At 70.7% G+C, this 24,582-nt stretch carries 24 protein-coding genes and 1 pseudogene; 9 read left to right on the top strand and 16 right to left on the bottom strand.

Going from position 1 to position 24,582, the window contains the following annotated elements; all coding sequences use genetic code 11:
• Positions 1-123 precede the first annotated feature (123 nt).
• Positions 124-777: a DUF4360 domain-containing protein gene (locus BIV25_RS02500; protein WP_071370416.1), complete on the top strand. Its 654-nt coding sequence runs from the start codon at positions 124-126 to the stop codon at positions 775-777.
• A gap of 166 nt (positions 778-943) precedes the next feature.
• The gene (locus BIV25_RS02495; RefSeq protein WP_071370415.1) at positions 944-2,290 is read left to right on the top strand and encodes an NAD(P)/FAD-dependent oxidoreductase; all 1,347 of its coding nucleotides are present in this window, start codon (positions 944-946) and stop codon (positions 2,288-2,290) included.
• Here the strand turns inward: BIV25_RS02495 and BIV25_RS02490 are convergent.
• Entirely contained in the window at positions 2,271-2,456 is a 186-nt protein-coding gene (locus tag BIV25_RS02490; RefSeq protein WP_071370414.1) for a DUF397 domain-containing protein, read from the bottom strand. The two genes, BIV25_RS02495 and BIV25_RS02490, sit on opposite strands and share 20 nt — an antisense overlap.
• Positions 2,453-3,289, bottom strand: a complete 837-nt coding sequence (locus BIV25_RS02485; RefSeq protein ID WP_071370623.1) for a helix-turn-helix transcriptional regulator — start codon at positions 3,287-3,289, stop codon at positions 2,453-2,455. The genes BIV25_RS02490 and BIV25_RS02485 overlap by 4 nt, the downstream gene beginning before the upstream one ends.
• Positions 3,290-3,396: 107 nt before the next feature.
• Between BIV25_RS02485 and BIV25_RS02480 the strand changes: the two genes are divergently transcribed.
• Positions 3,397-3,810 carry an ATP-binding protein gene (locus BIV25_RS02480; protein WP_071370413.1) on the top strand — a complete coding sequence of 138 codons (414 nt, stop codon included), beginning with the start codon at positions 3,397-3,399 and terminating at the stop codon, positions 3,808-3,810.
• Positions 3,811-3,887: 77 nt separating this feature from the next.
• Here the strand turns inward: BIV25_RS02480 and BIV25_RS02475 are convergent, their stop codons facing one another.
• From BIV25_RS02475 to BIV25_RS02435, 9 genes are all read right to left on the bottom strand, one after another.
• Complete coding sequence (locus tag BIV25_RS02475; RefSeq protein WP_143076569.1) at positions 3,888-4,136, bottom strand: hypothetical protein; 249 nt, start codon at positions 4,134-4,136, stop codon at positions 3,888-3,890.
• 120 nt (positions 4,137-4,256) lie between these two features.
• Positions 4,257-6,002 carry a histidinol-phosphate transaminase gene (locus BIV25_RS02470; RefSeq protein WP_071370411.1) on the bottom strand — a complete coding sequence of 582 codons (1,746 nt, stop codon included), beginning with the start codon at positions 6,000-6,002 and terminating at the stop codon, positions 4,257-4,259.
• A 101-nt stretch (positions 6,003-6,103) separates the two neighbouring features.
• The gene (locus BIV25_RS02465) at positions 6,104-7,276 is read right to left on the bottom strand and encodes an aldose epimerase family protein (protein ID WP_071370410.1); all 1,173 of its coding nucleotides are present in this window, start codon (positions 7,274-7,276) and stop codon (positions 6,104-6,106) included.
• Between the two features lie 39 nt (positions 7,277-7,315).
• Positions 7,316-8,560 carry a multiple monosaccharide ABC transporter permease gene (gene mmsB / locus BIV25_RS02460; protein WP_071370409.1) on the bottom strand — a complete coding sequence of 415 codons (1,245 nt, stop codon included), beginning with the start codon at positions 8,558-8,560 and terminating at the stop codon, positions 7,316-7,318.
• On the bottom strand, positions 8,557-10,143 hold the full coding sequence (gene mmsA / locus BIV25_RS02455; RefSeq protein ID WP_071370408.1) for a multiple monosaccharide ABC transporter ATP-binding protein: 1,587 nt from the start codon (positions 10,141-10,143) through the stop codon (positions 8,557-8,559). Before mmsA ends, mmsB begins: the two co-directional genes overlap by 4 nt.
• A 44-nt stretch (positions 10,144-10,187) precedes the next feature.
• The gene (chvE, locus tag BIV25_RS02450) at positions 10,188-11,297 is read right to left on the bottom strand and encodes a multiple monosaccharide ABC transporter substrate-binding protein (protein WP_071370407.1); all 1,110 of its coding nucleotides are present in this window, start codon (positions 11,295-11,297) and stop codon (positions 10,188-10,190) included.
• A 47-nt stretch (positions 11,298-11,344) separates the two neighbouring features.
• A complete protein-coding gene (locus tag BIV25_RS02445) occupies positions 11,345-12,313 on the bottom strand; it encodes a hypothetical protein (protein WP_071370406.1) in 969 nt (322 codons plus the stop codon).
• A gap of 153 nt (positions 12,314-12,466) precedes the next feature.
• Positions 12,467-13,471, bottom strand: a complete 1,005-nt coding sequence (locus BIV25_RS02440) for a zinc-binding dehydrogenase (protein WP_071370405.1) — start codon at positions 13,469-13,471, stop codon at positions 12,467-12,469.
• Positions 13,468-14,628 carry a mandelate racemase/muconate lactonizing enzyme family protein gene (locus tag BIV25_RS02435; protein ID WP_071370404.1) on the bottom strand — a complete coding sequence of 387 codons (1,161 nt, stop codon included), beginning with the start codon at positions 14,626-14,628 and terminating at the stop codon, positions 13,468-13,470. Before BIV25_RS02435 ends, BIV25_RS02440 begins: the two co-directional genes overlap by 4 nt.
• 201 nt (positions 14,629-14,829) lie before the next feature.
• On the opposite strand from BIV25_RS02435, the gene BIV25_RS50225 reads away from it, so the two are divergent.
• Together BIV25_RS50225 and BIV25_RS02425 are read left to right on the top strand one after the other, a co-directional pair.
• Entirely contained in the window at positions 14,830-15,960 is a 1,131-nt protein-coding gene (locus BIV25_RS50225) for a hypothetical protein (RefSeq protein WP_143076568.1), read from the top strand.
• A 195-nt stretch (positions 15,961-16,155) separates the two neighbouring features.
• On the top strand, positions 16,156-17,307 hold the full coding sequence (locus BIV25_RS02425; protein ID WP_071370403.1) for a serine hydrolase domain-containing protein: 1,152 nt from the start codon (positions 16,156-16,158) through the stop codon (positions 17,305-17,307).
• 61 nt (positions 17,308-17,368) lie between these two features.
• On the opposite strand, the gene BIV25_RS02420 is transcribed toward BIV25_RS02425, so the two are convergent.
• Together BIV25_RS02420 and BIV25_RS02415 are read right to left on the bottom strand one after the other, a co-directional pair.
• A complete protein-coding gene (locus tag BIV25_RS02420; RefSeq protein WP_071370402.1) occupies positions 17,369-17,788 on the bottom strand; it encodes an organic hydroperoxide resistance protein in 420 nt (139 codons plus the stop codon).
• 108 nt (positions 17,789-17,896) lie between these two features.
• On the bottom strand, positions 17,897-18,931 hold the full coding sequence (locus BIV25_RS02415) for an NADP-dependent oxidoreductase (protein WP_071370401.1): 1,035 nt from the start codon (positions 18,929-18,931) through the stop codon (positions 17,897-17,899).
• A 127-nt stretch (positions 18,932-19,058) separates the two neighbouring features.
• Between BIV25_RS02415 and BIV25_RS02410 the strand changes: the two genes are divergently transcribed.
• On the top strand, positions 19,059-19,526 hold the full coding sequence (locus BIV25_RS02410) for a MarR family winged helix-turn-helix transcriptional regulator (protein ID WP_071370400.1): 468 nt from the start codon (positions 19,059-19,061) through the stop codon (positions 19,524-19,526).
• 36 nt (positions 19,527-19,562) lie between these two features.
• Positions 19,563-20,384, top strand: coding sequence for an EI24 domain-containing protein (locus tag BIV25_RS02405; protein ID WP_071370399.1), 822 nt, complete (start codon positions 19,563-19,565; stop codon positions 20,382-20,384).
• 296 nt (positions 20,385-20,680) lie between these two features.
• Here BIV25_RS02405 and BIV25_RS46295 read toward each other — a convergent pair.
• A pseudogene (locus BIV25_RS46295) lies at positions 20,681-21,096 on the bottom strand (hypothetical protein).
• 223 nt (positions 21,097-21,319) lie between these two features.
• Between BIV25_RS46295 and BIV25_RS54180 the strand changes: the two are divergent.
• Both BIV25_RS54180 and BIV25_RS49065 read left to right on the top strand, forming a co-directional pair.
• The gene (locus BIV25_RS54180; protein ID WP_371272978.1) at positions 21,320-21,460 is read left to right on the top strand and encodes a fibronectin type III-like domain-contianing protein; all 141 of its coding nucleotides are present in this window, start codon (positions 21,320-21,322) and stop codon (positions 21,458-21,460) included.
• 136 nt (positions 21,461-21,596) lie between these two features.
• Positions 21,597-22,508, top strand: a complete 912-nt coding sequence (locus tag BIV25_RS49065) for a hypothetical protein (RefSeq protein WP_071370397.1) — start codon at positions 21,597-21,599, stop codon at positions 22,506-22,508.
• A gap of 23 nt (positions 22,509-22,531) precedes the next feature.
• Here BIV25_RS49065 and BIV25_RS02390 read toward each other — a convergent pair whose 3' ends face one another.
• Positions 22,532-23,509, bottom strand: a complete 978-nt coding sequence (locus BIV25_RS02390; RefSeq protein WP_071370396.1) for an aldose epimerase family protein — start codon at positions 23,507-23,509, stop codon at positions 22,532-22,534.
• Positions 23,510-23,524: 15 nt separating this feature from the next.
• The gene (locus tag BIV25_RS02385; RefSeq protein ID WP_071370395.1) at positions 23,525-24,412 is read right to left on the bottom strand and encodes an SGNH/GDSL hydrolase family protein; all 888 of its coding nucleotides are present in this window, start codon (positions 24,410-24,412) and stop codon (positions 23,525-23,527) included.
• Between the last annotated feature and the right edge of the window lie 170 nt (positions 24,413-24,582).

The raw sequence follows: 24,582 nt of genomic DNA, 5'->3' as shown, positions 1-24,582 counted from the left end.
TGGCCTCCCTACGATGCTCACGCCTCCCGCCCTTGACATGCCCTGAACAGTCTGTGCAAGGCCGGACGAGCGACAGGGGCGGGTCGGAGGTACACCCCCCACTCGACGACATGGGAGAGAACCATGGCTCGTGGACTCCTCCTGAGCGGCGCCGTAGCCGCTCTGCTCACCGCCGCACTGCCCACCCGGGCGTCCGCCTCGGGTGTCTTCGACAACCCGCCCCCGGACAAGATCGTCATCGACGTGGCGACCGTCAACGGCTCCGGCTGCCCGGCCGGCACGGCGGCGGTCGCCGTCTCGCCGGACAACACCGCCTTCACGGTGACCTACAGCTCCTACCTGGCCCAGGCCGGCGGCAACTCCGACCCCACGGCCTTCCGCAGAAACTGCCAGCTCGACCTGATCGTCCACGTCCCGCAGGGCTTCACGTACGCCATCGCCAGCGCGGACTACCGGGGCTTCCTCTCCCTCCAGCCCGGCGCGTCGGCGACCCAGAAGGCCTCGTACTACTTCCAGGGCTCCCCGGACACCGTCCCCAAGACCCACCCCTTCAACGGCTCCTTCGACGACAACTGGGAGGCCACCGACAGCACCGACGTGGCCCAACTGGTCTGGGCGCCCTGCGGGGTGGAACGCAACTTCAACATCAACACCGAGCTCAGAGTCAACGCCGGCACCCAGAATCCCGACAAGGTCAGCTTCATGACCATGGACTCGACGGACGGCAACATCAGCACGACGTACCACATGGCGTGGAAGGAGTGCCCGAGCTCGTAGGCGGCGGCCCGCCCCGCCGGTCACCCGGCACGGTGCCGGATCCGACCGTACGGCGTGCAGGCCCACGGACGCGTCGTCGTGGGCCTGCACGCGCTCCCCGGGAGCTTCCCGAGCCCCCGTGCCGAGCCCTCCGCGGCGCCGTTGACATGGGTGGATGGGAGACGACATGACAACAGATCGCCCCTGGGGCAAGGCCGTCGTCATCGGCGGCAGCTACGCGGGACTGGTGACCGCCCGCGTGCTGGCCGACTTCTTCGGCGAGGTCGTCCTCGTGGAACGGGACGCCGTCGACGAGGACACCGGCGTCCACCCGGGCGCCCCGCAGGGCCACCACGCGCACGCGCTGCTGGCCAGGGGCGGCCAGATCCTGGAGCGCCTCTTCCCGGGCCTGCGCGAGGAGCTGACAGCGGCGGGAGCGCCGGTCTTCGACTACGGCGAGGGCATCGACTTCCTGCTCCCCGTCGGCCTGGCCCCACGCCACCGCACGGGCGTGCGCATCCAGACCTTCACCCGCGACGAACTGGAGCGCCGCCTGCGCCGCAAGGTGCTCGCGCTTCCCCAGGTCACCCTGATGCCGTCCACCCGGTGCACGGGCCTGATCCGCGACGCCTCGGGCCGGGCCACCGGCATCATCTGTGACCCGCAGGACGCCGATCCCCGCGAACTGGCCGCCGACCTGGTCGTCGACGCCTCCGGACGCTCCAGCTCCCTCACGGACTGGCTGGGCGCGACGGGCACCACCGTGCCGCCGAAACGGACCGTGAAGGCGAAGATCACCTACACGTCGATGAACTTCGACCGGCCGCGGGAGAGCGACCCCGGCCACCCGGACTTCTACGTCGCCTACCAGATGCTCTTCGCTCCCGGCGTGTCCCGGGCCGGGGTCATGCTCGCCGTCGAGCGCGACCGCTGGACCTGCTCCCTCTTCGGGTTCCAGGACCAGCCGCCGACCGACGACAAGGGCTACCTGGCCTTCGCCGAGACCCTGGAGAACCCGCACCTGGCCGAACACATCGGCCGACGCACCGCCCAGGAGCCCACCTACCGCTACACCAACGCCGACAACCAGTGGCGGTCCTACCACGCGGTGAAGGACTGGCCCGAGCGCCTCATCGCCGTCGGCGACGCCGTCTGCGTCTTCAACCCCGTCTACGGCCAGGGCCTGACGGTCGCCGCCATGGAGGCGGAACTGCTCCAGCGCATGCTGAGGCGGCACAGCGCGTCCGGGCGGCTGGACGGTCTCGCCCGCGGCTTCCAGAAGAAGCTGGGCCGCGTGCTGCTGGGCCCGTGGACGCTGTCCACCAACTCGGACCTGATGTGGACCCCGGCCGGCCGGCCCCTCACCGCGCGCTTCGCCCACTGGTACAACACGCGTCTCTTCCACGTGGCGGTGAAGGACGCCGCCGTGTGGGCGAGGTTCGTACGGGTGGTGAACATGGTGTCCTCACCGGCCGTGCTGTTCCACCCCCTGGTGGCCCTGAAGGTCCTGACGGTCACTCACCGGCGAACGTGACGAACACCGACCAGGCGGCGGGGGAGAGTCCGAGCACCGGGCCCTCCTTCGCCTTGGAGTCCCGGACGTGGATGGTGGTGGGGGAGGCGGCGACCTCTATGCAGTTGTCGCCCGAGCCACTGCTGTAACTGCTCTTGAACCAGGCCAGTTCGGAGGTGTTGCTCATAGTTCCCCTCGAATCCGTTGCAGCAGGCTCACGGAGTCCCGGACGGTGAGAGCCTGCGAACGCATAGTGGCATACCGGCTCTGGAGAACGCTGATCACCTTCAGGTCGGAGATGAACTGACCGCTTTCCTGCCCCTCGCTGTACGCGAACCACTTGTGCTTCGGGGTCTCGAGTAACGCGATGGGCCCGTGCAGCCCGGCGTGTGACTGCTGGATGAGCGGCATGACTTGGATCTGGACGTTCCGGAGTCGCACAGTATCCAGCACGTGGTCGATGAGCTGGCGCGTGACTTCCGCTCCACCGGTCTGCCTCAAGAAGGCGTGCTCCTCGATGATGAAGCTGAACGCGGTGTTGGGGCGTTCGTGCAGCAGAAGTTGCCGCTGGGCGCGAGCGGCCCAACTGGCCGCGATCTGCTCGTCGTTCAGCGGTGGAAGCTCGTCGGCAAACAGCTGTCGTGCGTACCCTTCCGTCTGCAACAAGCCTGGCATCATGCGGCACTCGTAGTTGCAAAGGCTGATTGCGGTCTGCTCCAGACCCGCCCATCGCCGGAACCAAGAGGCCAGGCCCTTTTCTCGCTCCAGGTGCTCTGCTGCCCTCCTCAGTGCCCCGGTGTTCCCCACCGCCACCTCCGCCGCCTCGACGAAGTCCGGGTCCGGCATCCGCCTCCCCAGCTCGATCGATGCGACCGTGTGTTTGGAGTAGCCCACCAGGTCCCCGAGTTCCTCCCTGCTCAGTCCGTGATGCTCCCGGAGGGCTTTTACGACCGCACCGAACGTTCGCAAGCTGTCCGACGACTCCGGCTCACCGCCGTATCCCGTACCCATGCCACACATGGTCACGTTACGTCACCAGTACTGTCCAGTCCGTGATCGCGTACGCTTGCGCAGCGTACGCGGGCCGGAGCTGGTGAACTAAGTTTCCCGCCCGCCACATTGGGCCCATGAACGTCACCCATCGCCTGAGCTCGACCCCTCGCGGCGCCCGCCTGGCCAGGCATCTCACCCTCTCTCAGCTCGCCCTGTGGGGTATCCCGTACGGCACGCGGACAGCGGAATCCGTGGCGCTGATCGTCGCCGAGCTGGCCGCCAACGCCGTGACGCACGGTCGCGTACCGGGGCGGGACTTCGAGTTGCGGCTGGCGTTGGTGACGGGGAGCGTCCGCGTCGAGGTGAGTGACGCGAGGGGTGAGCGGCGTCCCCTGGGGCCGAAGGGTGAGCCCGGGCTGTTCGCCGAGGCGGGGCGCGGTCTGCTGCTGGTGGAGGCGTTCGCCGACCGGTGGGAGGTGGTCGACCGGGAGCCGTTCGGCAAGACCGTGCGGGCCGAGGTCGATCTGCACGCCTGTGAGAACTGCTGAACAGCGGGGGTACCCCTGTGCTGACAGAGGTACCCCGAAGCTGGGCATCGACCTGGTGAACCGGAGCCGTCGGTCGGTCAGCAGAGCAGGTTGATGAGGCCGACGCAGTCCGGCCCGTCCCAGTCCCCGTCGTCGTGGTCGCCGTGATCGTGGTCGCGGCCGTGGTCGTGGTCGTGGTCGACGGGACGGGACTTGACCGTGGTGGCCGTCGCGGCCAGGGCTGAGGAGGGCGTGGCCGCGGTGGTCGCGAGCGCGACGCCCATGGCGCCGACCGCGAGTATTCGGGCAATGGTCCTGTGTCGGCGAAACGCCGATATACCGTTCATGAGACTCACCCTGGCTGGCTTCGGAGGAAGTTTCACCTCGTGTGGGCCAACCGTGTGAGTCCCCCGGGACACCGCTTCCCCAACCACCTTGCCAAGCAGTGTACTTCGTGCTCAGCCCGCCTAACCCATGCCCGCCGCGTTCGGCCAGCTCTGGGCGTTCGGCCAGCCCGTCGCCGGGGCCGGGGTCAGCCCGTTCGGGGCGGCCGGTGCGGGCGCCGCCGGGGTGGCCGGTGCCGTCATGCCGCGCACCTGGGCCGCCGTCAGCCCGCCGCGCGCCGGAACACCGGGCGGGGTGGGCGCGAAGGCGGCAGCGGGGGCCGGGACGGGCACGGGAGCCGGCATGGGGGTGGGGGCCGGGAGAGGTGCGGGTGGCGGTACGGGTACCTGCGGCGGCACGGGCGGGGGGATCGGCACCGGGGCCACCGGCTGCTGCACGGGCACCATCGGCTGCTGGGCGGGGGCGGGCTGTGCCACCGCCGGTACGGGGGCCGGCTGAGGCGCCGGGGGAAGCGGCGCGGGGAGCTGCTGGGGCGCCGCCGGCATCGGCATCCCGGCGCCGGGTGGGGGTACGGCGGCGGGGAGCGGCATGCCGGTGCCGGCGGCCGGAGCGGGAGCGGCGGCCATGGCCTGGGCCTGCGCGGCCAGGCCGGGCACGCCGCCTCCGTTGGTCTCGCTCATCAGCCGGTCGACGGCCGCCGTACCCGAGCTGTAGCTGGTCCCAGCGCCCAGCTCGGGTACGGCGGCTCCCCTCCTGGTCCCGTAGAGCACCTGTTCCAGGCCGGACACCAGGCGACGCACGTCGACCTGGGGGCGCACCACGAGTCTCAGGAAGCGGCTGGAGGATCCGATCTTGTTGCCGCAGTCGCGGACCAGGATCCGGTGCTCGGTGAGCATCCGGTCCCGGACCACCGTGCCCTCGGCGCCCAGGGGCAGCCGGACGAAGAGGAAGTTGCCCTGCGAGGGGAAGACGGTCAGGCCGGGCAGCGCGGAGAGGTGGCTGGCCATTTCGAGGCGGTCCCGGCGGACCTGGACCAGGCTCTGCGCGTACTCCGTACCGTGGTCGCGCAGCATGAACACCAGGTGTTCCGCGAGGGAGTTGAGGTTCCACCTCGGGAGCATCGAGCGGACCCTGCCCGCGAGCGCCGGGTTCGCCACCAGGTAGCCGAAGCGGACGCCGTGCAGGCCGAAGTTCTTGCCGAGGCTGCGCAGGACGATCACGTTGTGACGGAGCATGGCCTCCTGGACGAGGCTGGGCTCGGTCTCGGCGTCCGCGAACTCCAGGAAGGACTCGTCGACCACGATCAGGTCCAGGTCGGCCATGGCGTCCAGGAACTGCACCAGGGACTGCTTGCGGGTGTAGCCGCCGTCGGGGTTGTTCGGGTTGCAGATCACGGCGACCCGGGTGCCCCGGGCGCGGATGAATTCCGCGTACTGCGCGAGGTCCAGGGCGAAACCGGCCGCTTCCTGGAGCGGGAACATGTCGACCCGCTTGCCGGTCTCCATCGGCTGGTCGGTCCAGCGGCCGAAGGTGGGGACCGGGACCGCCAGGGACTCACGGACCAGGAGGTGGTCGATCCAGGTGATCAGTTCCGTCGAGCCGTTGCCCATCGCCACGCACTGCGGCGGCAGTTGGAGCAGTGCGCACAGCTCCCCCGTGATGGTGTCGGCGCCGCTCGGGTAGTACGTCACGATCTCGCGCAGCCGGGCCGACAGCTCGTCGAACATGGCCGGAGTGGGGAAGTACGGGTTGCACGGGACGCAGAAGTCCACCGGGCCCGTCCCGTCGCCGCCCTCCCGTGTCAGCGCCGCCATCGACGGGCTGTGCGCGGCGGTGCCGCGGAACAGCGAGGTGACGTTGCCGGACAAGAGGACCTCCGTTCAAGGCGGCCCGTGCGGGGGAGCACGGGCCGCTCATGAGTACGGAAGGGACGGCAGTGGCGTTCAACTCACCGGTGGTGTGAGCCGGTTCACGCGGAGAACGTGTGGATGGTCGTCGTCCGGTAGGTCCGGCCGGGGCGCAGCACCGTGGACGGGAACGCCGGCTCGTTCGGGGAGTCCGGGAAGTGCTGGGTCTCCAGGGCCAGTCCGTCGCCCTGTCGGTAGGTGTGCCCGGAGGGGCCGACCAGGGTGCCGTCGAGGAAGTTGCCCGAGTAGAACTGCACGCCAGGCTGGTCGGTGAAGATCTTCAGGGTGCGGCCGGAGCCGGGGTCGCGCAGGGTCACCACGTGTTCGGGGCGGGCGGTGACGCCCTTGTCGAGCACGAAGTTGTGGTCGTAGCCCTTGGCGGTGACCAGCTGCGGATGCCCGGTGCGGATGTCCCGGCCGATCGGCTTGGGGCGGGTGAAGTCGAAGGGGGTGCCCTTGACCTTCGCCAGTTCGCCGGTGGGGATCAGGCCCGAGTCGGTCGGGGTGAACCGGCCCGCCGCGAGCCGGAGTTCGTGGTCGTAGATGCTGCCGCTGCCCTCGCCCGCGAGGTTGTAGTACGTGTGGTTGGTGAGGTTCACGACCGTCGGCCTGTCGGTGGTGGCCTCGTAGTCGATGCGCCAGTCGCCGTGCCGGGTGAGGGTGAAGGTGACCTTCGTCCGCAGCGTGCCGGGGTAGCCCATCTCGCCGTCGACGCTCGTGTAGTACAGGTGCAGGCCGACGTCGGAGCCGTCGGTGAAGGGCTCGATGTCCCACACCTTGGTGTTGAAGCCCTTGGCCCCGCCGTGCAGGCTGTTCACGCCGTCGTTCACGGACAGCTGGTACTTCTTGCCGTCGAGCGTGAACTGCCCCTTGGCGATGCGGTTGCCGTAGCGGCCGATGGTGGCGCCGAAGAAGGTGGTGCCCTTCACGTAGGCGTCGAGGTTGTCGTAGCCGAGCGAGACGTTCGCGTACCGGCCGTGGCGGTCCGGGATCTCCAGGGACTGGATGATGCCGCCGTAGGAGAGGACCTTCAGCCGCGTGCCGCCGTTCTCCAGCGACCAGCGGTACACCTTCGTGCCGTCGGCGAGGGTGCCGAAGTACTCCTTCACCGGCTTCCTTCCGGATGCGGCCCGTGCGCCCGCCGCGGCAGCGGCTGATGTCGTCGTGCCGAGGGCGGTGGCGGCCATGCCCGCCGCCGCGGCGCCCGCGATGACCGTGCGTCTGTTCAGTTCCATGGGTACGGCTCCCTTGTCTGGACCCTCATGTATGGACCCTCACGAACCGGACTTGCGCTTGTTCCACACGTCGAACCCGACCGCCGCCAACAGGGCCAGGCCCTTGATGACCTGCTGCCAGTCGGTGCCGACGCTGAGGAGGTTCATGCCGTTGTTCAGCACGCCGAGGACGAGACCGCCGATGATGGCGCCGAGGACGGTGCCGACACCGCCGCTCATGGAGGCGCCGCCGATGAACGAGGAGGCGATGGCCTCCAGTTCGAAGCCGTCGCCCGCCTTCGGCGAGGCCGCGTTCAGCCGGGCGGCGACCACCAGACCCGCCAGGGCCGCGAGCACGCCCATGTTCAGGAACACCTGGAAGGTGATGCGCCGGTCCTTGACGCCCGACAGCTTGGCCGCCGGCAGGTTACCGCCGATGGCGTAGATGTGGCGGCCGAAGACCGAGTTGCGCATGACGTAGCCGTAGCCGCCCACCAGGACACCGAGGATGATCAGCACGATCGGGGCGCCGTCGTAGCTGGCGAGCAGCATCGTCAGGGCGAGGATCGCGGCGACCAGCGCGACGAGCTTGAGCAGGAAGAGGTTGCGCGGTACGACGTCGAGCGAGAACTCCTGTTGGCGGCGCCGGTCGCGTACCTCCTGCCACACCACGGCGGCGATCAGGACGATGCCGAGGAGCAGGGTGAGGTTGTGGTAGTTGGTGTTCGGGCCGACCTCGGGCAGGAAGCCGTTGCCGATCTTCTGCAGCCCGTTCGGGAACGGGCCGAGGGTCTGCCCCTTGAGGAGGATCTCGGTCAGACCGCGGAAGAGCAGCATTCCGGCGAGCGTGACGATGAACGACGGTATGCCGAAGTACGCGATCAGGAAGCCCTGTACGGCGCCCGCCACCGCGCCCACCAGCAGGCACAGCACCAGCGCGACGGGCCAGGCCAGATGGTGCTGGACGGTCAGCACGGCCGCGAACGCGCCCACGAACGCCGTGATCGAGCCGACCGACAGGTCGATGTGCCCGGCGATGATCACCAGCATCATGCCGATCGCGAGGATCAGGATGTAGCTGTTCTGCAGCACCAGGTTGGAGACGTTGCGCGGCAGCAGCAGGTCGCCGCCGGTCCAGATCTGGAAGAGGACGACGATCAGACCGAGCGCGATCAGCATGCCGTACTGGCGCATGTTGCGGCGCAGGCCGCCCAGCACCAGCTGCAACAGACCCTCGCCGGCGGCCGGTCCGCCCTTGCCCGGCGGCGCGGCCGCCGGGGTCTTGTCGGTGACGTCCGTGCTCATCGCGTTACCTCTTCGTCCTTTGCGTCGTCTGTCGCGTCTGCCGGGGCCCGGTCCTTCGTCATCCGGCGCATCAGCACTTCCTGCGTGGCCTCGGCCCGCGGCACCTCACCGGTCAGCCGCCCGGCGGCCATCGTGTAGATGCGGTCGCACATGCCGAGCAGTTCCGGCAGTTCGGAGGAGATGAAGACGACCGCCTTGCCCTGGGCGGCCAGCTGGTCGATGACCGTGTAGATCTCGTACTTGGCGCCCACGTCGATGCCGCGGGTGGGTTCGTCCAGGATCAGCACATCGGGCTCGGCGAAGATCCACTTACTGAGGACGACCTTCTGCTGGTTGCCGCCGGACAGCCTGCCCACCGGCTCGAAGACCGTCGGCGCCTTGATGTTCATCGACTTCCGGAAGCCCTCGGAGACCTGCCGCTCCGCCTGCTCGTCCACCACACCCCGCCTGGCGACCTTCTTCAGCGCGGTCAGCGAGATGTTGCGGTTGATGGTGTCGATGAGGTTGAGGCCGTAGTGCTTGCGGTCCTCGGTGACGTACGCGATGCCGTGGTCCACCGCCTCGGCGACGGACTTCGTACGGATCTCGACGCCGTCCTTGAGGACCGTACCGCCCGCGTAACGGCCGTAGGTACGGCCGAAGACGCTCATGGCGAGCTCGGTGCGGCCGGCGCCCATCAGGCCCGCGATGCCGACGATCTCGCCCCGGCGGACGCTGAGCGACACGTCGTCCACGACCTTGCGCTGCTGGTCGATGGGGTGGTGGACGGTCCAGTTGCGGATCTCCAGCGCCGGGGCCGCGCCCTCCTGCGCCTCGTGCGGGGTGCGCTCGGGGAAGCGGTGGTCGAGGTCGCGGCCCACCATGCCGCTGATGATCCGGTCCTCGGTCGTCCCCGCGTCCCTGACGTCCAGGGTCTCGATCGACCGGCCGTCCCGGATGATCGTCACCGAGTCGGCGACCTTGCGGATCTCGTTGAGCTTGTGGGAGATGATGATCGAGGTGATGCCCTGGTTCTTCAACTCCAGGATGAGATCCAGGAGTTTGCCGCTGTCCTCGTCGTTCAGCGCCGCGGTGGGCTCGTCCAGGATGAGCAGCTTCACCTTCTTCGACAGGGCCTTCGCGATCTCCACGAGCTGCTGCTTGCCCACGCCGATGTCGGTGACGCGGGTCTCGGGGTGGTCGTCGAGACCGACCCGGCGCAGCAGCTCGGTGGCGTGCCGCAGGGTCTGACGCCAGTTGATGAACCCGCCCCTGGCGTGTTCGTTGCCGAGGAAGATGTTCTCCGCCAGGGAGAGGTACGGCGACAGCGCCAGCTCCTGGTGGATGATCACGATGCCGCGTTGCTCGCTGGCCCGGATGTCACCGAAGGCGCAGGGCTCCCCCTCGAAGAGGATCTCGCCCTCGTAACTCCCGTGCGGGTGAACGCCGGAGAGGACCTTCATCAGGGTCGACTTGCCGGCGCCGTTCTCCCCGCAGATGGCGTGGACCTCGCCCTGGCGGACGGTCAGCGTGACGTCCGACAGCGCTGTGACACCGGGAAAGGTCTTGACGATCGAGCGCATTTCCAGGACGGGTCCCGCCATGGTCGTGCCTTCCAATCAGTGTGGGGTCGGGCAGGGGAGCGGGCTCACTTGAGCTGGGAGTCGGTGTAGTAACCGCCCTTGACCAGCACGTCCTCGTAGTTGGTCTTGTCCACGCTCACCGGCTGGAGCAGGTAGGAGGGGACGACCTTGGCGCCGTTGTTGTACGTCGTGGTGTCGTTGACCTGCGGCTTCTTTCCGTGCAGGACGTCGTCGACCATGGTCACCGCCAGCGCGGCCTCCTTGCGGCTGTCCTTGAAGACGGTCTGCGTCTGCTGGCCCGCGATGATCGACTTCACCGAGGCCAGCTCGGCGTCCTGCCCGGTGATGACCGGCAGCGGGTTGCCGGCGGAGCCGTAACCGTCGGACTTCAGCGCGGAGATGATGCCGATGGAGATGCCGTCGTACGGCGAGAGCACCGCGTCGACCCGGCCGCTCTTGTAGGAGGCGGTGAGGATGTCCTCCATGCGCTTCTGCGCGGTGGTGCCGTCCCAGCGCAGGGTGGTGACCTGGTTGAGCTTGGTCTGCCCGGACTTGACCACCAGCTCCTTCCTGTCGATGTAGGGCTGGAGCACCTTCATCGCGCCGTTGAAGAAGTACTGGGTGTTGTTGTCGTCGTTGGACCCGGCGAACAGCTCGATGTTGAACGGGCCCTTCTTGCCGGCGTCCAGGCCGAGCCTGTGCACGAGGAAGGTGCCCTGGAGGGTGCCGACCTTCTCGTTGTCGTACGAGGCGTAGTAGTCGACGTTCTTGGTGCCGAGGATAAGCCGGTCGTACGCGATGACCGGGATGCCCGCCTGCGCGGCCTCCTGGAGCACGTTGTTCAGCGACTTGTTGTCGATGGCACCGATGATCAGGCCCTTGACGCCCTGCGTGATCATGTTCTCGATCTGCGAGACCTGGGTGCTCGGGTCGTCCTCGCCGTAGACCAGCTTGGTCTTGTAGCCCTTGGACTTGAGGCTCTTGACCATGTCGTTGCCGTCGTTGATCCACCGCTCGGAGGATTTCGTCGGCATCGCGATGCCGATCGTGGCGCCCTTGACGTCGCCCGTCTTCTCCTTGCTGCCGCCCGAGCCGCTCTGCCCGCAGGCGGTCAGCGTGAGGGCGAGCGCGGCGGCTCCGGATATCGCGGCGAGTGCCGTTCTGCGGTTGCGCATGATGAACTGTCCTTGTTCGTCTCGGCGTTGAGCTCTTGAACGGGTGATCAGGAGTTGACGGGGAACCGGTTGAGCGGGCCGGGCAGCCGGGAGCCGAGCGGCGCCATGTCGCCGTCCGCGCCGTGCCGGGCGAGCAGGTCCAGGGCGAGCCGGCCGCGCCGTACCCGCTCCCGGGCGGTGTCCAGGGTCACGTCCCGCAGATGGGTGCCCCACGGGTAGATGCCGGGAGCCTTGGACAGACCGAACTTCAGGTACAGCGGTGCGCCGCGCCGGATCAGCTCGGCGACCTCGTACATCCGCACATAGCCGCCGAGGTCGTCGGGGGCCTCGATGTACATGTCCATGGGGGCGCCGGAGACCCGGCGGATCTCGGTGAGGTGATCCAGCGTCAGATCGCTGGGCACGTTGAGGGAGTCGGCGCCGAGCCGCTCGTACACGGCGTACGACGCCGGGTTCACCGGGCCGATGAGTGCCGAGACCTTCAGCGTGGTGTCGGCCGGGATGATGCCCGCCTCGCGGGCCCGGTGCAGGGTCCACAGCACGCCCTCGTCGGCGACGAGCAGGCACTTGACGCCCAACTCCGTGGCCCGGACGGCGTCTTCGAGACAGCCGGCCACGGCGTCGTGGCCCCGGGCGCGCAGTCCGGCCCCCCGTGAGTCGGAGCGCACCGAGCCGCCGATGTCCCACGTGCCGCGCGGGCCGGTGAACAGGCAGAGTTCGATGTCGCGTGCGGCGGTCGCCTCGACCATCTCGGTGATCTCGGCGTCGGTGAGCATCCACACACCGCTGCCCTGGCTGATCCGGTGGATCGGTACATCGAGACGGGAGGCCTCCTTGAGCACGACCGCCAGCGCCTCGGGCCCCTCGCACGAGGGGATCTCGGTGCGCCAGCGGCCGCCGCCCGGGAAGCCGTGGGCGGAGGCGTCGGCGGGGTCGAGGGCGGGTGCGCCGAGGCCGAGAGCGGCGAGCACCTGCTCGCCGGGCCTGCGGGCTGCCGGGGCGGAAGCGTCGGTCACAAGCTGTCCTTCGTGTTCGAGGAGTTCTCGCTGTTCGAGATGTCGGACATGGTTCGCGGCTCTGGGCGTGAAAAGGCTCTGTTCATGAGGTTCGGGCCTTTCCGGTACGCCGGCCGGGGCGCCGTCAGGACACGCCCCGGCCGGCGTACGTCTCTAGGGGCGGAGCAGCACCTTGCCCACCGTGGGGTCGCCGGCCCCGACGAGGTCGATGGCCCGGGAGAACTCGGTCAGCGGCAACTGGTGCGTGACCAGCGGCAGCGGGTCCAGCAGCCCGGCGCCGAAGACTCGCACGGTGTGCGCCCAGGCGTCCGGCGGCGCCCCGAAGACGGTGTGCACCTCCAGCTGCCGTACGACGAGATCGGTCGGGTCCAGCCCGTCCGCGCCCGCCGCCGGGATCCCGGTCAGCACCAGCCGGCCGCCGCGCCGCGGCAGGGAGGCGGCGGTGCGCGCGGCGGACGCGGACCCGGCGGTCTCGATCACGACGTCGAAGTCGTCGGGGAGAGCCTGGTCCCTGGTGCGGAAGCCGGTGGCCCCGAACCGGCGGGAGAGGGCCTCCCGGTCGTTCCGGGTGCCGACCACCAGCAGCTCGGCCGGGGAGATCGCCTTGAGGAACTGCACGGCGAACATGCCCAGCGTCCCCGTGCCGACCACCGCGACCCGCTCGCCCGGCCGGGCGCCCGCCTTGAGCGCCGCGGCCGCGATACAGGCGGCGGGTTCGAGCAGCGCGGCCGCCGTCAGATCGGCGTCGTCCGGCAGGGCGTGCAGCAGCCGGGCCGGCAGGGTGAGCGTGGCGGCCATGGCGCCCGGCTGGGTGAAGCCGGTCTCCTCGTAGCCGTCGGTGCACAGCGTGGTCTCGCCTGCGTGGCAGCGGTCGCACACCTGGCAGTTGCGGAAGCCCTCGCCGACGACCTTGCGGCCGGTGAGCGAGGCCGGGACACCCGGGCCCACCTTCCGGACCGTGCCGGACCACTCGTGTCCCGGCGTCAGGGGGTAACGGACGTACCCCTCGGGCCGGTTGCCCTGGTACACCTCGCGGTCGCTGCCGCAGATGCCGACCGCGTGCACGGCGACCAGTGCCTCGCCGGGACCGGGCTCGCGGGGCGTGTGCGGGGCGAGCCGGTGGCTGCCCGGTGCCTCGATGACGACGGCGGTGCTCACCTGCGGCCGCCCTTCGGCCTGCGCTGCTCCCAGCCCTCCGCCCACAGGTCGAACCGGGCCTGCTGCTGAGGGAATTCGGCGGCCGCGTCGGTGTCCAGCTCGACGCCGAGGCCGGGCGCGTCGGACAGCTGGAAGTAGCCGTCCACGACCTGCGGGGCCCCCTTGACCACCTTCTTGATCTCCGCGTCCGCGAAGTCGTTGAAGTGCTCCAGGATCTTGAAGTTCGGTGCGGTGAAGCCGACTTGGAGGGAAGCGGCGGTCAGCACCGGCCCGCCGACGTTGTGCGGCGCGACCAGCATGTAGTGCGTCTCGGCGGTGGCGGCGAGCTTGCGCGTCTCCCAGATGCCGCCGATGTGGCCGACGTCCGGCTGGATGATGTCCACGGCCTGGCTCTCGAAGAGCTCGCGGAACTCGATGCGGTCGTGGATCCGCTCACCGGTGGCGAGGGGGACGTCCACCTTGGCGGCCACCTTCTCCAGCGCCTTCAGGTTCTCCGGCGGCACCGGCTCCTCCAGCCAGGCCGGCTCGAAGGGCGCGAGCTCCTTGGCCAGCCGGACGGCGGTGGCGGGCGAGAAGCGGCCGTGCATCTCCAGCATCAGCTCGGCGTCCGGCCCGATCGCGTCCCGCACGGCCTCGATGAGCGAGACGGCGTACAGGCTCTGCTGGTGATCCAGCTCGAAGTGCCCGGTGCCGAACGGGTCGATCTTCAGCGCCTTGTACCCGCGCTCCATCACCCCCTGGGCGGCCTTGTGGTACGCCTCGGGCGTTCGCTCGGTCGTGTACCACCCGTTGGCGTACGCCTTGACGCGGTCGGTCACCCTGCCGCCGAGCAACTGCCACACGGGGACACCGAGCGCCTTGCCCTTGATGTCCCAGCACGCCATCTCGATCACGGCGATCCCGGACATGACGATCTCGCCCGCGCGGCCGAAGTCGCCGTACTTCATCCGGCGTACGAGATCCTCGGCCGCGAACGGATCCGAGCCGAGGATGTGATTCGCCTCGGCCTCCCGCAGATAGCCGAGCAGCGCGTCGGTGTGACCGAGCATCCGGGTCTCGCCGACTCCCGTGATCCCCTCGTCGGTGTGCACCTGGACGTAGGTCAGGTTGCGCCACGGCGTGCCGACCACGTGTGTGCTGATTCCGGTGATGCGCACGGCAGTTGCCCCTCAGCTGTTCGAGATTTCGTCACGCGTTCGAAATGTTGGCGTGACAGTAAGGACGGGGCGGCGGGAGTGTCAATGGGTCGAACAGGTAACGGTTTCGGCAAGGCTTTCGAGAATCCTTTCGCTGATCCACGAAACCTTCACAGGTGCCCCTAGGAACGTTACCGGCGGGGAATCTAGTCTTCCGGCGTCATGGACTACTGCATCCCGTGCCAACGGCACCTCAACGGCGCCCTGGCCTGCCCCGGGTGCGGAGCACCGGCGCATCCCGCACCCGCGGAAGCGCCGGCCGCCTACGCGTACGCGCGCGCGGGGGAGACAGCGGGATACGGCGGTGGCCACGCTCCGGCCGGGAGCGGCTACGTGGCGGGCGCGGAGTACGGCGCACGGATCCCGGCACAGGGACACGGCGCGCCGCAGGAATACACGCAGGGGGCGCAGGAGCACCCGGCCGCCGGGGCGGGTTCGGAGCCGGTGCCGGGGTCCGGGGCGCGTGGTGCGGGTGCGCCGCAGGGGTACGTGTCGGGCGGGGCGCAGGGGTATGCGTTCGCCGATGCCCGGGAGCATGCGGCCGCTGGGGTTGAGCGGGTGTCTGGGGCGGGTTCGGAGCCGGTGCCGGGGTCCGGGGCGCGTGGTGCGGGTGTGCCGCAGGGGTACGTGTCGGGCGGGGCCCGGGAGTATCCGGCCGCCGGGGCGGAGGCGGAGCCCGAGGCCGAGCCCGACGCCGAGGAGGACGCTACGTCCGGGCCCGCCGAGTCCCCGGTCGGCGGCCGGGCCGACCGGCGCAAGGGGCGGGGCGCCGCGACCGTGAGCCCGGCCGGTTCCGACGCCAGTCGGCGTGACCGCAAGGCCGCCGTCCACCGCCGCCGGCGTCGCCGTACGGTCCTGATCGCCGCGGGGTTCGTCATAGCGGCCGGCGGACTCAGCATCGCCGAACTGGGCACGGACGCGCCCTTCGCGCCGTTCTCCGGCGGCAGCCCGGCCACGTCCGACACCGCGGCGGACGGCGGCGGCTCCGCGACGCCGGACGCCTCGGCGAGCGACACCTCCGGGGCCGCCCCGGGCACGGGCGCCGCGCCGCACGCCTCGGCCGACCCGTCCGCGAGCAAGCCCCCCAAGGCCAAGCCGTCCAAGTCGCCCAGGCCCGAGCACACCGGCACCACGGAACCCGCCGGGGCGACGGGTCCCGGTCCGACCCCCACGGCCCCGGCGCCCACGGCCCACCCCACCGCGACCCCGACCAGCCCCCCGACGACATCCAGGCCGACCCCCAAGCCGTCGCCGAGCAGCACCTGCAAGCAGTTCCTGTGGTGGTGCACCTGAGCCCTGGCCCGTGTCCGCGCCATCCGCGCACCACCCCTGCCCTCCGCCATCCGGGGCATCGCGGACACCCACCGGCCCCCGCGGCGGTTGAGTCGAACAGGCACATCTCGCCGTAACGGTCTGGGGAACGTCCGGAACGGGAACGGGCGTTGTGCGAGGGGGAGCAGCGAGAGCGGCTCAGGGTGAGGAGAGCGGATGAGTCAGGAGATCACCGTCCACGGCACGGTCGCCGAGGGCTTCGAGGTGGTACGCGAGGAGTTCGCCGCGTTCGTCGCCGGGGAACGGCCTGATTACGAGGGTCAGTTGTGCGCGTATGTGCACGGCAGACGGGTCGTCGACCTGTGGGCGGGCGGCGAGGCGGACTCCCTGTACGGCGTGTTCTCGTCCACCAAGGGCGCGGCCCACCTGGTGGCGGCGCTCCTGGTGCAGGACGGCACGCTGGAGCTGGACCGCAAAGTGACCTACTACTGGCCGGAGTTCGCCGCCGAGGGCAAGGCCGCGGTGACCCTCAGGGAGCTGCTGGCGCACCGTGCGGGCCTGGTCGGGATCGACGCCGGGTTCTCGGTCGAGGAGACGGCGGACGACCGGGCGATGGCCGAACGGCTCGCCGACCAGAAGCCGTTCTGGCGCCCCGGCACGGCCTTCGGCTACCACGCGCTGGTGATCGGCGCGCTCACCGGTGAGGTGGTGCGCCGGGCCACGGGGCGCACGCTCCAGGAGGTGTACGAGGAGCGGGTGCGCGCCCCCTACGGCACGGACTTCTACCTGGGCCTGCCCGAGTCCGAGGAACCCCGCTACCGCACCGCGCAGCCGATGCTCCCGACGCCGGAGCAGCAGACGCTCATGGCGGCCCGGCCGACCGGGCCGCACACCCTGGCCGCGATCGCGTTCAACCTCCATGTGCCGGATCCGGGGACGCTGGAGGACTACGTCAACTCCCGCCTCGTACGGGCCAAGGGACCGGCGTCGGCGGGCGGGGTCGCCTCCGCGCGCGGGCTCGCGACGATGTACGCGGCGGCGATCAGCGAGCTGGCGGACCGCCCGCCGCTGCTGAAGCCGGACACGGTCGCCGAGGTGGGCCAGATCCACTCCGTCGGGTACGACCTGGTGGCCCGCGCCCACAAGGCGTACGGGCTCGGCTTCCAGGCGACGGCCGACATGTGGCACCCGGTCCTGGGCGCGGGCACCTTCGGGCACAGCGGCGCGGGCGGCTCCCAGGCCTTCGCCGACCCCCGCAGCGGCCTGGCGTACGGCTACACGCGCCGGCGGACGGCGTTCCCCGCCGGGGCGGCCCCGGAGAACGAGGGCTTCGTGAGAGCGGTGCACGGCGCGGCACTGGCCCGGTGAGAGACACGGCAGCCGCACCCCACGTCCAAGGATGCGGCTGCCCTCGTGAGAACGACGGTGGTCAGACCAGCGTCACGGTGACGTCGCCCCGGGTCGCCTTCGAGTACGGGCACACCTGGTGCGCCTTCTCGACCAGGTCCCGGGCGGCCTCGGCGGACACGTTCGGGATGTGCGCGGAGATCTCCACGATGATCCCGAACCCGTCGTCGTTCTTGCCGATGCCGACCTTCGCGGTGACGGTCGAGCCGGAGACGTCGGCGCCCTCCTGTCGGGCGACGACGGCCAGCGCGCCCTGGAAGCAGGCGCTGTACCCGGCGGCGAACAGCTGCTCCGGGTTGGTCCCGGCTCCGCTGCCGCCCATCTCCTTGGGCGGGTTCACGACGATGTCGAGCCTGCCGTCGTCGGTCGCGACCCGGCCGTCGCGGCCGTTCTCGGCGGTGGCGACGGCGGTGTAGAGGACGTCGTTCTGCGTGATGGGCATGCGGTTGTCTTCCTCCTCGGTCCGCCGCGACTCGCGCCCACGATCGACGGCAGATTTCGGAAAGAAGTTACCGCATGCCGAAATCGGCAGGGAAGGGCTGCCGATGCCTCAGAGCTTGACGATCATCTTCCCGATGTTGTCGCCGCGCAGCACCCCGAGGAACGCCTCCAGGTTGTTCTCGATGCCCTCGACGACCGTCTCGCGGTACTTCAGCTCGCCCGAGGCGACCCACGGCGCGACCTTCTGGACGAACTCCGGCTGCAGGTCGTAGTGGTCGCCGACCAGGAAGCCCTCGATACGGCCCCGGGTCTGGATCAGCCGGGCGAGGTTCCTCGGGCCGGGCGCGGGCTCGGTGTTGTTGTAGACCGAGATCATGCCGCAGACCGCGATCCGGCCGCCCTCGCGGAGCGAGCCGATGGCCGCCTCCAGGTGGTCGCCGCCGACGTTGTCGAAGTAGACGTCGATGCCGTCGGGCGCGGCCTCGCGCAGCTGCTCGGCGACCGGGCCGCTCTTGTAGTTGAACGCCGCGTCGAAGCCGTACTCCTCGACCAGCAGCTTCACCTTCTCGTCCGAGCCGGCCGAGCCGATGACGCGCGAGGCGCCGAGCAGCTTGGCGAGCTGGCCGACCTGGCTGCCGACGGCACCGGCCGCGCCGGAGACGAAGACGACGTCGCCCTCCTTGAAGGAGGCGGTGCGCAGCAGGCCGGCGTAGGCGGTCAGACCGGTCATGCCGAGCACGCCCAGGTACGTCGACAGGGGAACCTCGTGGGCCTGGTCATCGACCTTGACGGCGGGGATGACCGCCGGGCCCACCTTGACGGCGTTCTTCGCGTCCACGGCCGCGTACTCGCGCCAGCCGAAGAAGTGCAGGACGTGGTCGCCGACCTCGATGCCCTCGGCGTTGGACTCGATCACCTCGCCGACCGCGCCGCCCTGCATGACCTTGCCCAGCTCGAACGGGGCGGCGTACGACTTCGCGGCACTCATCCGGCCGCGCATGTACGGGTCCACGGAGAGGTACTTGTTCCGCACCAGTACCTGGCCCTCGCGCGGAGTCGGGACCTCGGTCTCGACCAGGGCGAAGTCCTCGGGCTTCGGCCAGCCGATGGGACGGCTGAGCAGGTGCCACTCGCGGTTGATCATGACGGGCCTTTCTTCGGGGCTTCGGGCTGCTGAACGGGGCTACTGATTGCTGCAAATACTTCAGTACCTGAAACAACCATGCTCCTGAATATTTCATGATGTCAAGTAACGGAGTATCCTGGAGCGCATGTCCACTCCGTCGTCCACCCCGTCTGCCCCGTCCGGTCCTTCGCGGACCCGCCGCCCCGACGCCCTGACCCTGGAGGTCGTCGAGCTGATCGGCGACGTCGTGGCCCGCTTCTACGCGGACTACGAGAAGGCGGCGGGCGAGCACACGCTGACCGGTCCGCAGGCCCGGCTGCTCAGCCTGCTCTCGCTGGAGCCGCTGCCGATGCGCAAACTCGCGCAGAAGCTGAAGTGCGAGCCGTCCAACGTGACCGGGATCGTGGACCGCCTGGAGTCCCGGGGGCTGGTCGAGCGGCGCCCCGACCCCGCCGACCGCCGGGTGAAGCTGGCCGCCGCCACCGACGAGGGCCTGCGCATGGCCAAGGACCTGCGCGAGGGCCTGCGCTTCGCCCGCGAACCCCTCGCCGGCCTCTCCGAGGACGAGCGCCGTTCGCTGCGCGATCTGCTGCGGCGGATGCTGGGCGACTGATGCCCGGGGCGTGATCCCGCGGGTAAAGTTTCGGCCATGCGAGATCTCGGGGTGGGATTCGGCTGTCTGCTGGGGGGCCAGCGCTGGGTCGCCCGGCACGGCAGGCAGTACGGCTTCGGGCTGCTGCCCGGGCTGATCACCCTGGTCCTGTACGCGGCGGCGCTGGTCGCGCTCGCCGTGTGGGGCGAGGACGCGGTCACCTGGGCGACGCCGTTCGCGGACCACTGGTCCAGCCCCTGGCAGGGCCTGTTCCGCGGCTTCCTCACCGCCGTCCTGTTCGCCCTCGGCCTGCTGCTGGCCGTGCTCACCTTCACGGCCGTGACCCTGCTGATCGGCCAGCCCTTCTACGAGAGCCTGTCGGAGAAGGCCGACGCGGACGTCTCGCCCGACGGCACCGCCCCGCGCTCGGACCTCCCGCTCCGGCGCGAGCTGTGGATCGCGGGCCGCGACAGCCTGCGGGTGCTGGTGCGGGCCGGGCTCTGGGGCGTCCTGCTCTTCGCCCTGGGCTTCGTACCCCTCGTCGGCCAGACCGCGGTCCCCGTGCTCGGCTTCTTCGTCACCGGCTTCTTCCTCACCGAGGAACTGGCCTCCGTGGCCCTCCAGCGCCGGGGCGTGGAACTGCGCGCACGACTCGCCCTGCTCCGCTCCCGCAAGACCCTGGTCTGGGGCTTCGGCACCCCGCTCGGCCTGGCCTTCCTGGTCCCGTTCGCCGCGGTCTTCCTGATGCCGGGCGCGGTGGCGGGAGCGACACTGCTGGCCCGGGAACTCCTGGGGGAGGAGACCGAGGAGGACGGCACGGAGGACACCGGGGGCTCCGCGTCCGACGGGCGCCCGCGCCCGCAGGGCGTCACCTCCTGATCCGCGGCCGGCGGCCGGCCGGGCGTGGCCCGGGTTCCGGTCGCCGAAGCGGCGCCGGACCATGTCGGCCGGATCGCCGACGACCCCCGCGCCGTCCCGCGCGCCGACCTGGCCCAGGTGGTCGCCCGGGCACGGGAAGGCCGCCGATGAACGTCACCCTCACCAGCCCCGTCGACGGCCACTGCGCGCAGACCGCCCACGTCGAACAGGCCGACGACAGCGCCCTGTTGTCCCTGTCGGGACAGATCGCCGAGGAAGCCGCCCTGGCGAACACGGCGCCGTGCGGCGGGAGTTCCTCACGGGGGCACCTCGAACGTCATGTCCACCGGCTCCGGGTCCAGCAGCGGCGCGGTGTGCTCCGGGGTGAGGCCGTTCGGCAGGAGGTCGCCGTACTCGGTGCGCAGGACGGCGGCCATCGACGGGCGCACGCGCGCGTACCGCTCGGTGAAGTACGCCCGCGCCGGATGGTCCTCCGTCACGCTCTTGCCGAGCAGCGCCGAGAAGGTCTGGATGATCGCCGGGCGCATCGCGTTGGCACCGCGTCCCACCGCTCCCGGTCCTGGAGCACCGCGACCAGCAGGGCGTCCTTGGCGGGCACCCGCTCCGCCACGGCGGCCAGGCTCGCGCCCGGCAGACCGCCCAGGCGATGCGCGCCCATCAGCGCACCCGCGGCACCCTGCCCGCCGATCACCTCCAGCGCCGCCCCGACGATCCCCGCGCGCCGCTCCCTCCGTTGCGGCTGAACCGCCGCCGCTCCGACTGGGCCTACGCGTCCCTGGCGGTCCTCTCGCAGGCCGACGGCACCGTCACGGCCCGCGTCCGGCTGCGCAACACCGGCGAGCGGCCCGGCCGCGAGGTCGTCCAGCTCTGCGTCGCCCCGGCCGAGCCCGGCCCCGAGCGCCCGGTCCGCGGCCGGGCCCGGCGAGAGCAGCGAGGTGACGCTCACGCTCCCGCGCCGCGCCTTCGAGGCCTGGGACGAGAAGGCGGAGGCGTGGGCGTTTGTGAAGGGTTCGTACGAGATCACCGCCGGACGCTCGATCGTGGACCGCCGGCGCGCCGAGCCGATTAACGTCTGATCCGGGACAAGTCCCCCACATGCAGCCCCGGTCCGGGACCTGACCCCTGGACCGGGGCTCGTAGCGTCCGGGCGGGTGTGGCAGACTCCCGGCCCGCGAGAAACACCGGACACACCGGGTACGGGGGAGAGACGACGTGTATCCAGGCCAGCAGCAACCGGGGCCCTACGGCCAGCAGCCGCCGGCGGGCCCGTACGGGCCACAGCCGCCCGCCGGGCCGTACGGACAGCCGCAGCAGTATCAGCAGCCGCAGTACCCGTACCCGCAGCAGCCGCAGTACCAGCAGCCCTACGCCCCGCAGCAGCCGTACCCGCCCCAGCAACCGGCGCCGGCCCACGGCCAGGAGGTCGGGGAGGGGCGCATGCGGCTGGATCCCAACCTCACGCCCGCCCAGCGCGAGCTCGCGGAGAAGATCCAGGCGAAGTCCAAGCCGATGGCCTACGGCATGATCCTCGGCCTGCCGCTCACCTTCGGCGGCGTCCACTACGGCATCACGCGACAGCCCCTCGGATTCGTCGCCGCGCTCGCCGGACTGGGCCTGCTGGCCTTCGGCGTCTACTCGCTGCTGCAGATGCAGGCCCTCAAGCGACAGCTGCGGCTCATCACGGCGGACGCCTGGCGCTCCCCGGCCGCGCACCTGCCCGGCGCCCGCAAGGCCGCGACCCATGCCGCCTATCTCAACGGCGTGCTGGCGCTGCTGTCCCTCGCCGCCGGCGGCTATCTGCTCTACAAGGGCGTCGGCTGGGGCGCGTACGGCAATTCCTTCGGCTTCGGCGCGCTGGTGACCGCCGCCGCGCTGCCCTTCGGGATGGCGCTGGCGGCCGCGAGCACGATCCCGCAGCTGCTCCAGGTGATTCCGGCCGGTGCCAGGGTCGGCCGGAGTCTGTACTCGATCCTCTTCGCGCTGGCCACGACCGTGACGGTCGAGGGCATCAAGGGTCACGACGTGCCGCAGATCGGGGGCGGTGCGGTGGCCCTGCTCATCTGCGGCGGCGCCATGTCCCTGCTGGGCAGGGCGACGAAGCGGATGCGGGGCGAACCGGTCTGACGCGACCGGGTCCGGGGCCCGTCCTAGCGGACCGAGAAGGCGTACACCGTCTCCGACCTGAACACCTCGCCCGGCCGCAGCACCGTGCTCGGGAACTCCGGGTGGTTCGGGGAGTCCGGGAAGTGCTGGGTCTCCAGGGCGATGCCGGCGCCCGGGGCGAACGGCTCGGGCAGGTGGTCGGCGGTGTAGAGCTGGAGGCCCGGTTCGGTCGTCGAGAGGGTCAGGGTGCGGCCGGAGGCCGGGTCGTGCAGTTCGGCGACCTCCTGCGCGGTCGCGGTCAACCCCTTGTCCAGGACGAAGTTGTGGTCGTAGCCCGAGCCGCTCTTGCGGGCCTCGCGGAAGTCGAAACGGGTGCCGGTCACGTCTGCCAGGGCACCCGTCGGGATCAGGTCCGCGTCGACCGGGGTGAAGCGGGAGGCGGCGATGCGCAGTTCGTGGCCGCCCGCGTGGCCGGCGTCCCGGCCGGCCAGGTTGACGTAGCCGTGGCTCGTGAGGTTGAGGACCGTCGGCGCGTCCGTCGTCGCCTCGTAGGCGAGGTGCAGGGCGCCGGACGCGTCCAGCGTGTACGTGACCGACACCGCCAGCCGGCCCGGGAAGCCCTCCTCGCCGTGCGGGCTGACCCGGCTCAGCCGCAGGCCGTGCCCGACCGGCTCGGCGTCCCACACCCGCCGGTCGAAACCCCGGGCGCCGCCGTGCAGGGAGTTGGTGCCGTCGTTCTGCTCCAGGGCGTAGAGCGCGCCGTCCAGCGGGAAGCGGGCACCCGCGATCCGGTTGGCGTACCGGCCCACCAGGGCGCCGAAGTACGGCTCCGGGTGGGCGAGATAGCCGTCCAGGGAACCGAAGCCGAGGACCACGTTCGTCCGCAGGCCCTCACGGTCCGGCACCTCCAGCGAGCGCACGATGCCGCCGTAGGTCAGCACCTCGACGCGCGTCCCGGCACGCTCCAGGGTCCAGCGATGGACATCCGTGCCGTCGGAAAGTGTGCCGAAAAGTTCGCTCATGTGGGAAACCCTAGGTCAGGGCTGCTTCTTCGTCACCGCGCGGTAGGCGATCTCGGCCAGCCGGGCCTGGCCGTTCCTGCTCGGGTGGAACCAGTCCCAGTGGCTGAGCTGGTCGGTGTCGAAGTCGTAGGCGTAGACCGCGCCCCCGTCGAAGCGGCAGCGGCGGTCCTGGGCGCAGACGTCCTTCAGCACCTTGTTGTACTCCACCACCCGCTGCTGCACCTGGTCCCGGCGCAGGCCGGCCCCCTTCGTCAGGTCGTCCGCGTCGGACAGCATCGACGGGCAGATGCCGAGCTTCCACACCTCCTTGCCCAGCGGATTGGTCCGGCCCTCGGCCCACAGCCGCTTCAGGTTCGGCACGCTCGCCACGTACACCTGCGTCTTCGGCGCCTCCTTGTGCAGCGTGCGCAGCGCCTCCTCGAAGTCCGCGCGGAACGCGGCCACCGGGGTCATCGCCGACGCCGAGTCGCGGCAGGCGTCGTTCGCGCCCGCCATCACCGTGACCAACCCGGGGCTGTGCGCCGCCGCCTGGGTCATCTGCCCCGGCAGGTCCGCCATCCGGGCGCCGGTCACCGCGTAGTTCCAGCTGTTCCGGGCCGCGCCCGGCGCGCCGAGCAGGCGCACCGCCAGGCTGTCCACCTGCGCGTCGCTGCCCGTCGCCCACGACACCTCGGGGCAGTCCGACAGCACCGTGCACGCGTCGAAGCCGCGGGTGATGGAGTCGCCGACCGCGGCGATCGAGCGCGGGCTGGTGTTCCACTCCGGGGCGGACCTGGCGGCGTGCTCCCTGGTGCCGTCCGGCGCGGGCGCGCTGCCGCCGCCGGCATCGCATCCGGCGACTCCCAGCGCGGCCACCGCCACGACGGCGAGAGCGGCTCGCGTACGGCTGCTCGGCTTGCCCATCCCCTGCTGATCCCCTCGTCGGCGGCGCCCGGCGCCACTCCGGTCGTCGTAGGTGCTTCCTCTCCTCACAACGTGCGAGGGTTCCCGGGCCGGGCGCCCTGGAACGGAGCACCCCCGTACAGGCGTCCCCCTGGGTGAATGGCGGGGGTTTCCTGGCGCCGGGACCGACG

This window comes from Streptomyces sp. MUSC 14 (assembly GCF_001866675.1).
Lineage (GTDB): Bacteria > Actinomycetota > Actinomycetes > Streptomycetales > Streptomycetaceae > Streptomyces.
The sequence above is the reverse complement of the archived record's forward strand: the minus strand, read 5'-3'. Positions and strand labels throughout refer to the sequence as shown.

Bases quoted from the DNA above. Each gene is read 5' to 3' on its own strand.
- BIV25_RS02500 (WP_071370416.1), top strand. From the start codon at position 124: ATGGCTCGTGGACTCCTCCTGAGCGGCGCCGTAGCCGCTCTGCTCACC.
- BIV25_RS02495 (WP_071370415.1), top strand. From the start codon at position 944: ATGACAACAGATCGCCCCTGGGGCAAGGCCGTCGTCATCGGCGGCAGC.
- BIV25_RS02490 (WP_071370414.1), bottom strand. From the start codon at position 2,456: ATGAGCAACACCTCCGAACTGGCCTGGTTCAAGAGCAGTTACAGCAGT.
- BIV25_RS02485 (WP_071370623.1), bottom strand. From the start codon at position 3,289: ATGTGTGGCATGGGTACGGGATACGGCGGTGAGCCGGAGTCGTCGGAC.
- BIV25_RS02480 (WP_071370413.1), top strand. From the start codon at position 3,397: ATGAACGTCACCCATCGCCTGAGCTCGACCCCTCGCGGCGCCCGCCTG.
- BIV25_RS02475 (WP_143076569.1), bottom strand. From the start codon at position 4,136: ATGAACGGTATATCGGCGTTTCGCCGACACAGGACCATTGCCCGAATA.
- BIV25_RS02465 (WP_071370410.1), bottom strand. From the start codon at position 7,276: ATGGAACTGAACAGACGCACGGTCATCGCGGGCGCCGCGGCGGCGGGC.
- mmsB (WP_071370409.1), bottom strand. From the start codon at position 8,560: ATGAGCACGGACGTCACCGACAAGACCCCGGCGGCCGCGCCGCCGGGC.
- mmsA (WP_071370408.1), bottom strand. From the start codon at position 10,143: ATGGCGGGACCCGTCCTGGAAATGCGCTCGATCGTCAAGACCTTTCCC.
- chvE (WP_071370407.1), bottom strand. From the start codon at position 11,297: ATGCGCAACCGCAGAACGGCACTCGCCGCGATATCCGGAGCCGCCGCG.
- BIV25_RS50225 (WP_143076568.1), top strand. From the start codon at position 14,830: ATGGACTACTGCATCCCGTGCCAACGGCACCTCAACGGCGCCCTGGCC.
- BIV25_RS02425 (WP_071370403.1), top strand. From the start codon at position 16,156: ATGAGTCAGGAGATCACCGTCCACGGCACGGTCGCCGAGGGCTTCGAG.
- BIV25_RS02420 (WP_071370402.1), bottom strand. From the start codon at position 17,788: ATGCCCATCACGCAGAACGACGTCCTCTACACCGCCGTCGCCACCGCC.
- BIV25_RS02415 (WP_071370401.1), bottom strand. From the start codon at position 18,931: ATGATCAACCGCGAGTGGCACCTGCTCAGCCGTCCCATCGGCTGGCCG.
- BIV25_RS02410 (WP_071370400.1), top strand. From the start codon at position 19,059: ATGTCCACTCCGTCGTCCACCCCGTCTGCCCCGTCCGGTCCTTCGCGG.
- BIV25_RS02405 (WP_071370399.1), top strand. From the start codon at position 19,563: ATGCGAGATCTCGGGGTGGGATTCGGCTGTCTGCTGGGGGGCCAGCGC.
- BIV25_RS02390 (WP_071370396.1), bottom strand. From the start codon at position 23,509: ATGAGCGAACTTTTCGGCACACTTTCCGACGGCACGGATGTCCATCGC.
- BIV25_RS02385 (WP_071370395.1), bottom strand. From the start codon at position 24,412: ATGGGCAAGCCGAGCAGCCGTACGCGAGCCGCTCTCGCCGTCGTGGCG.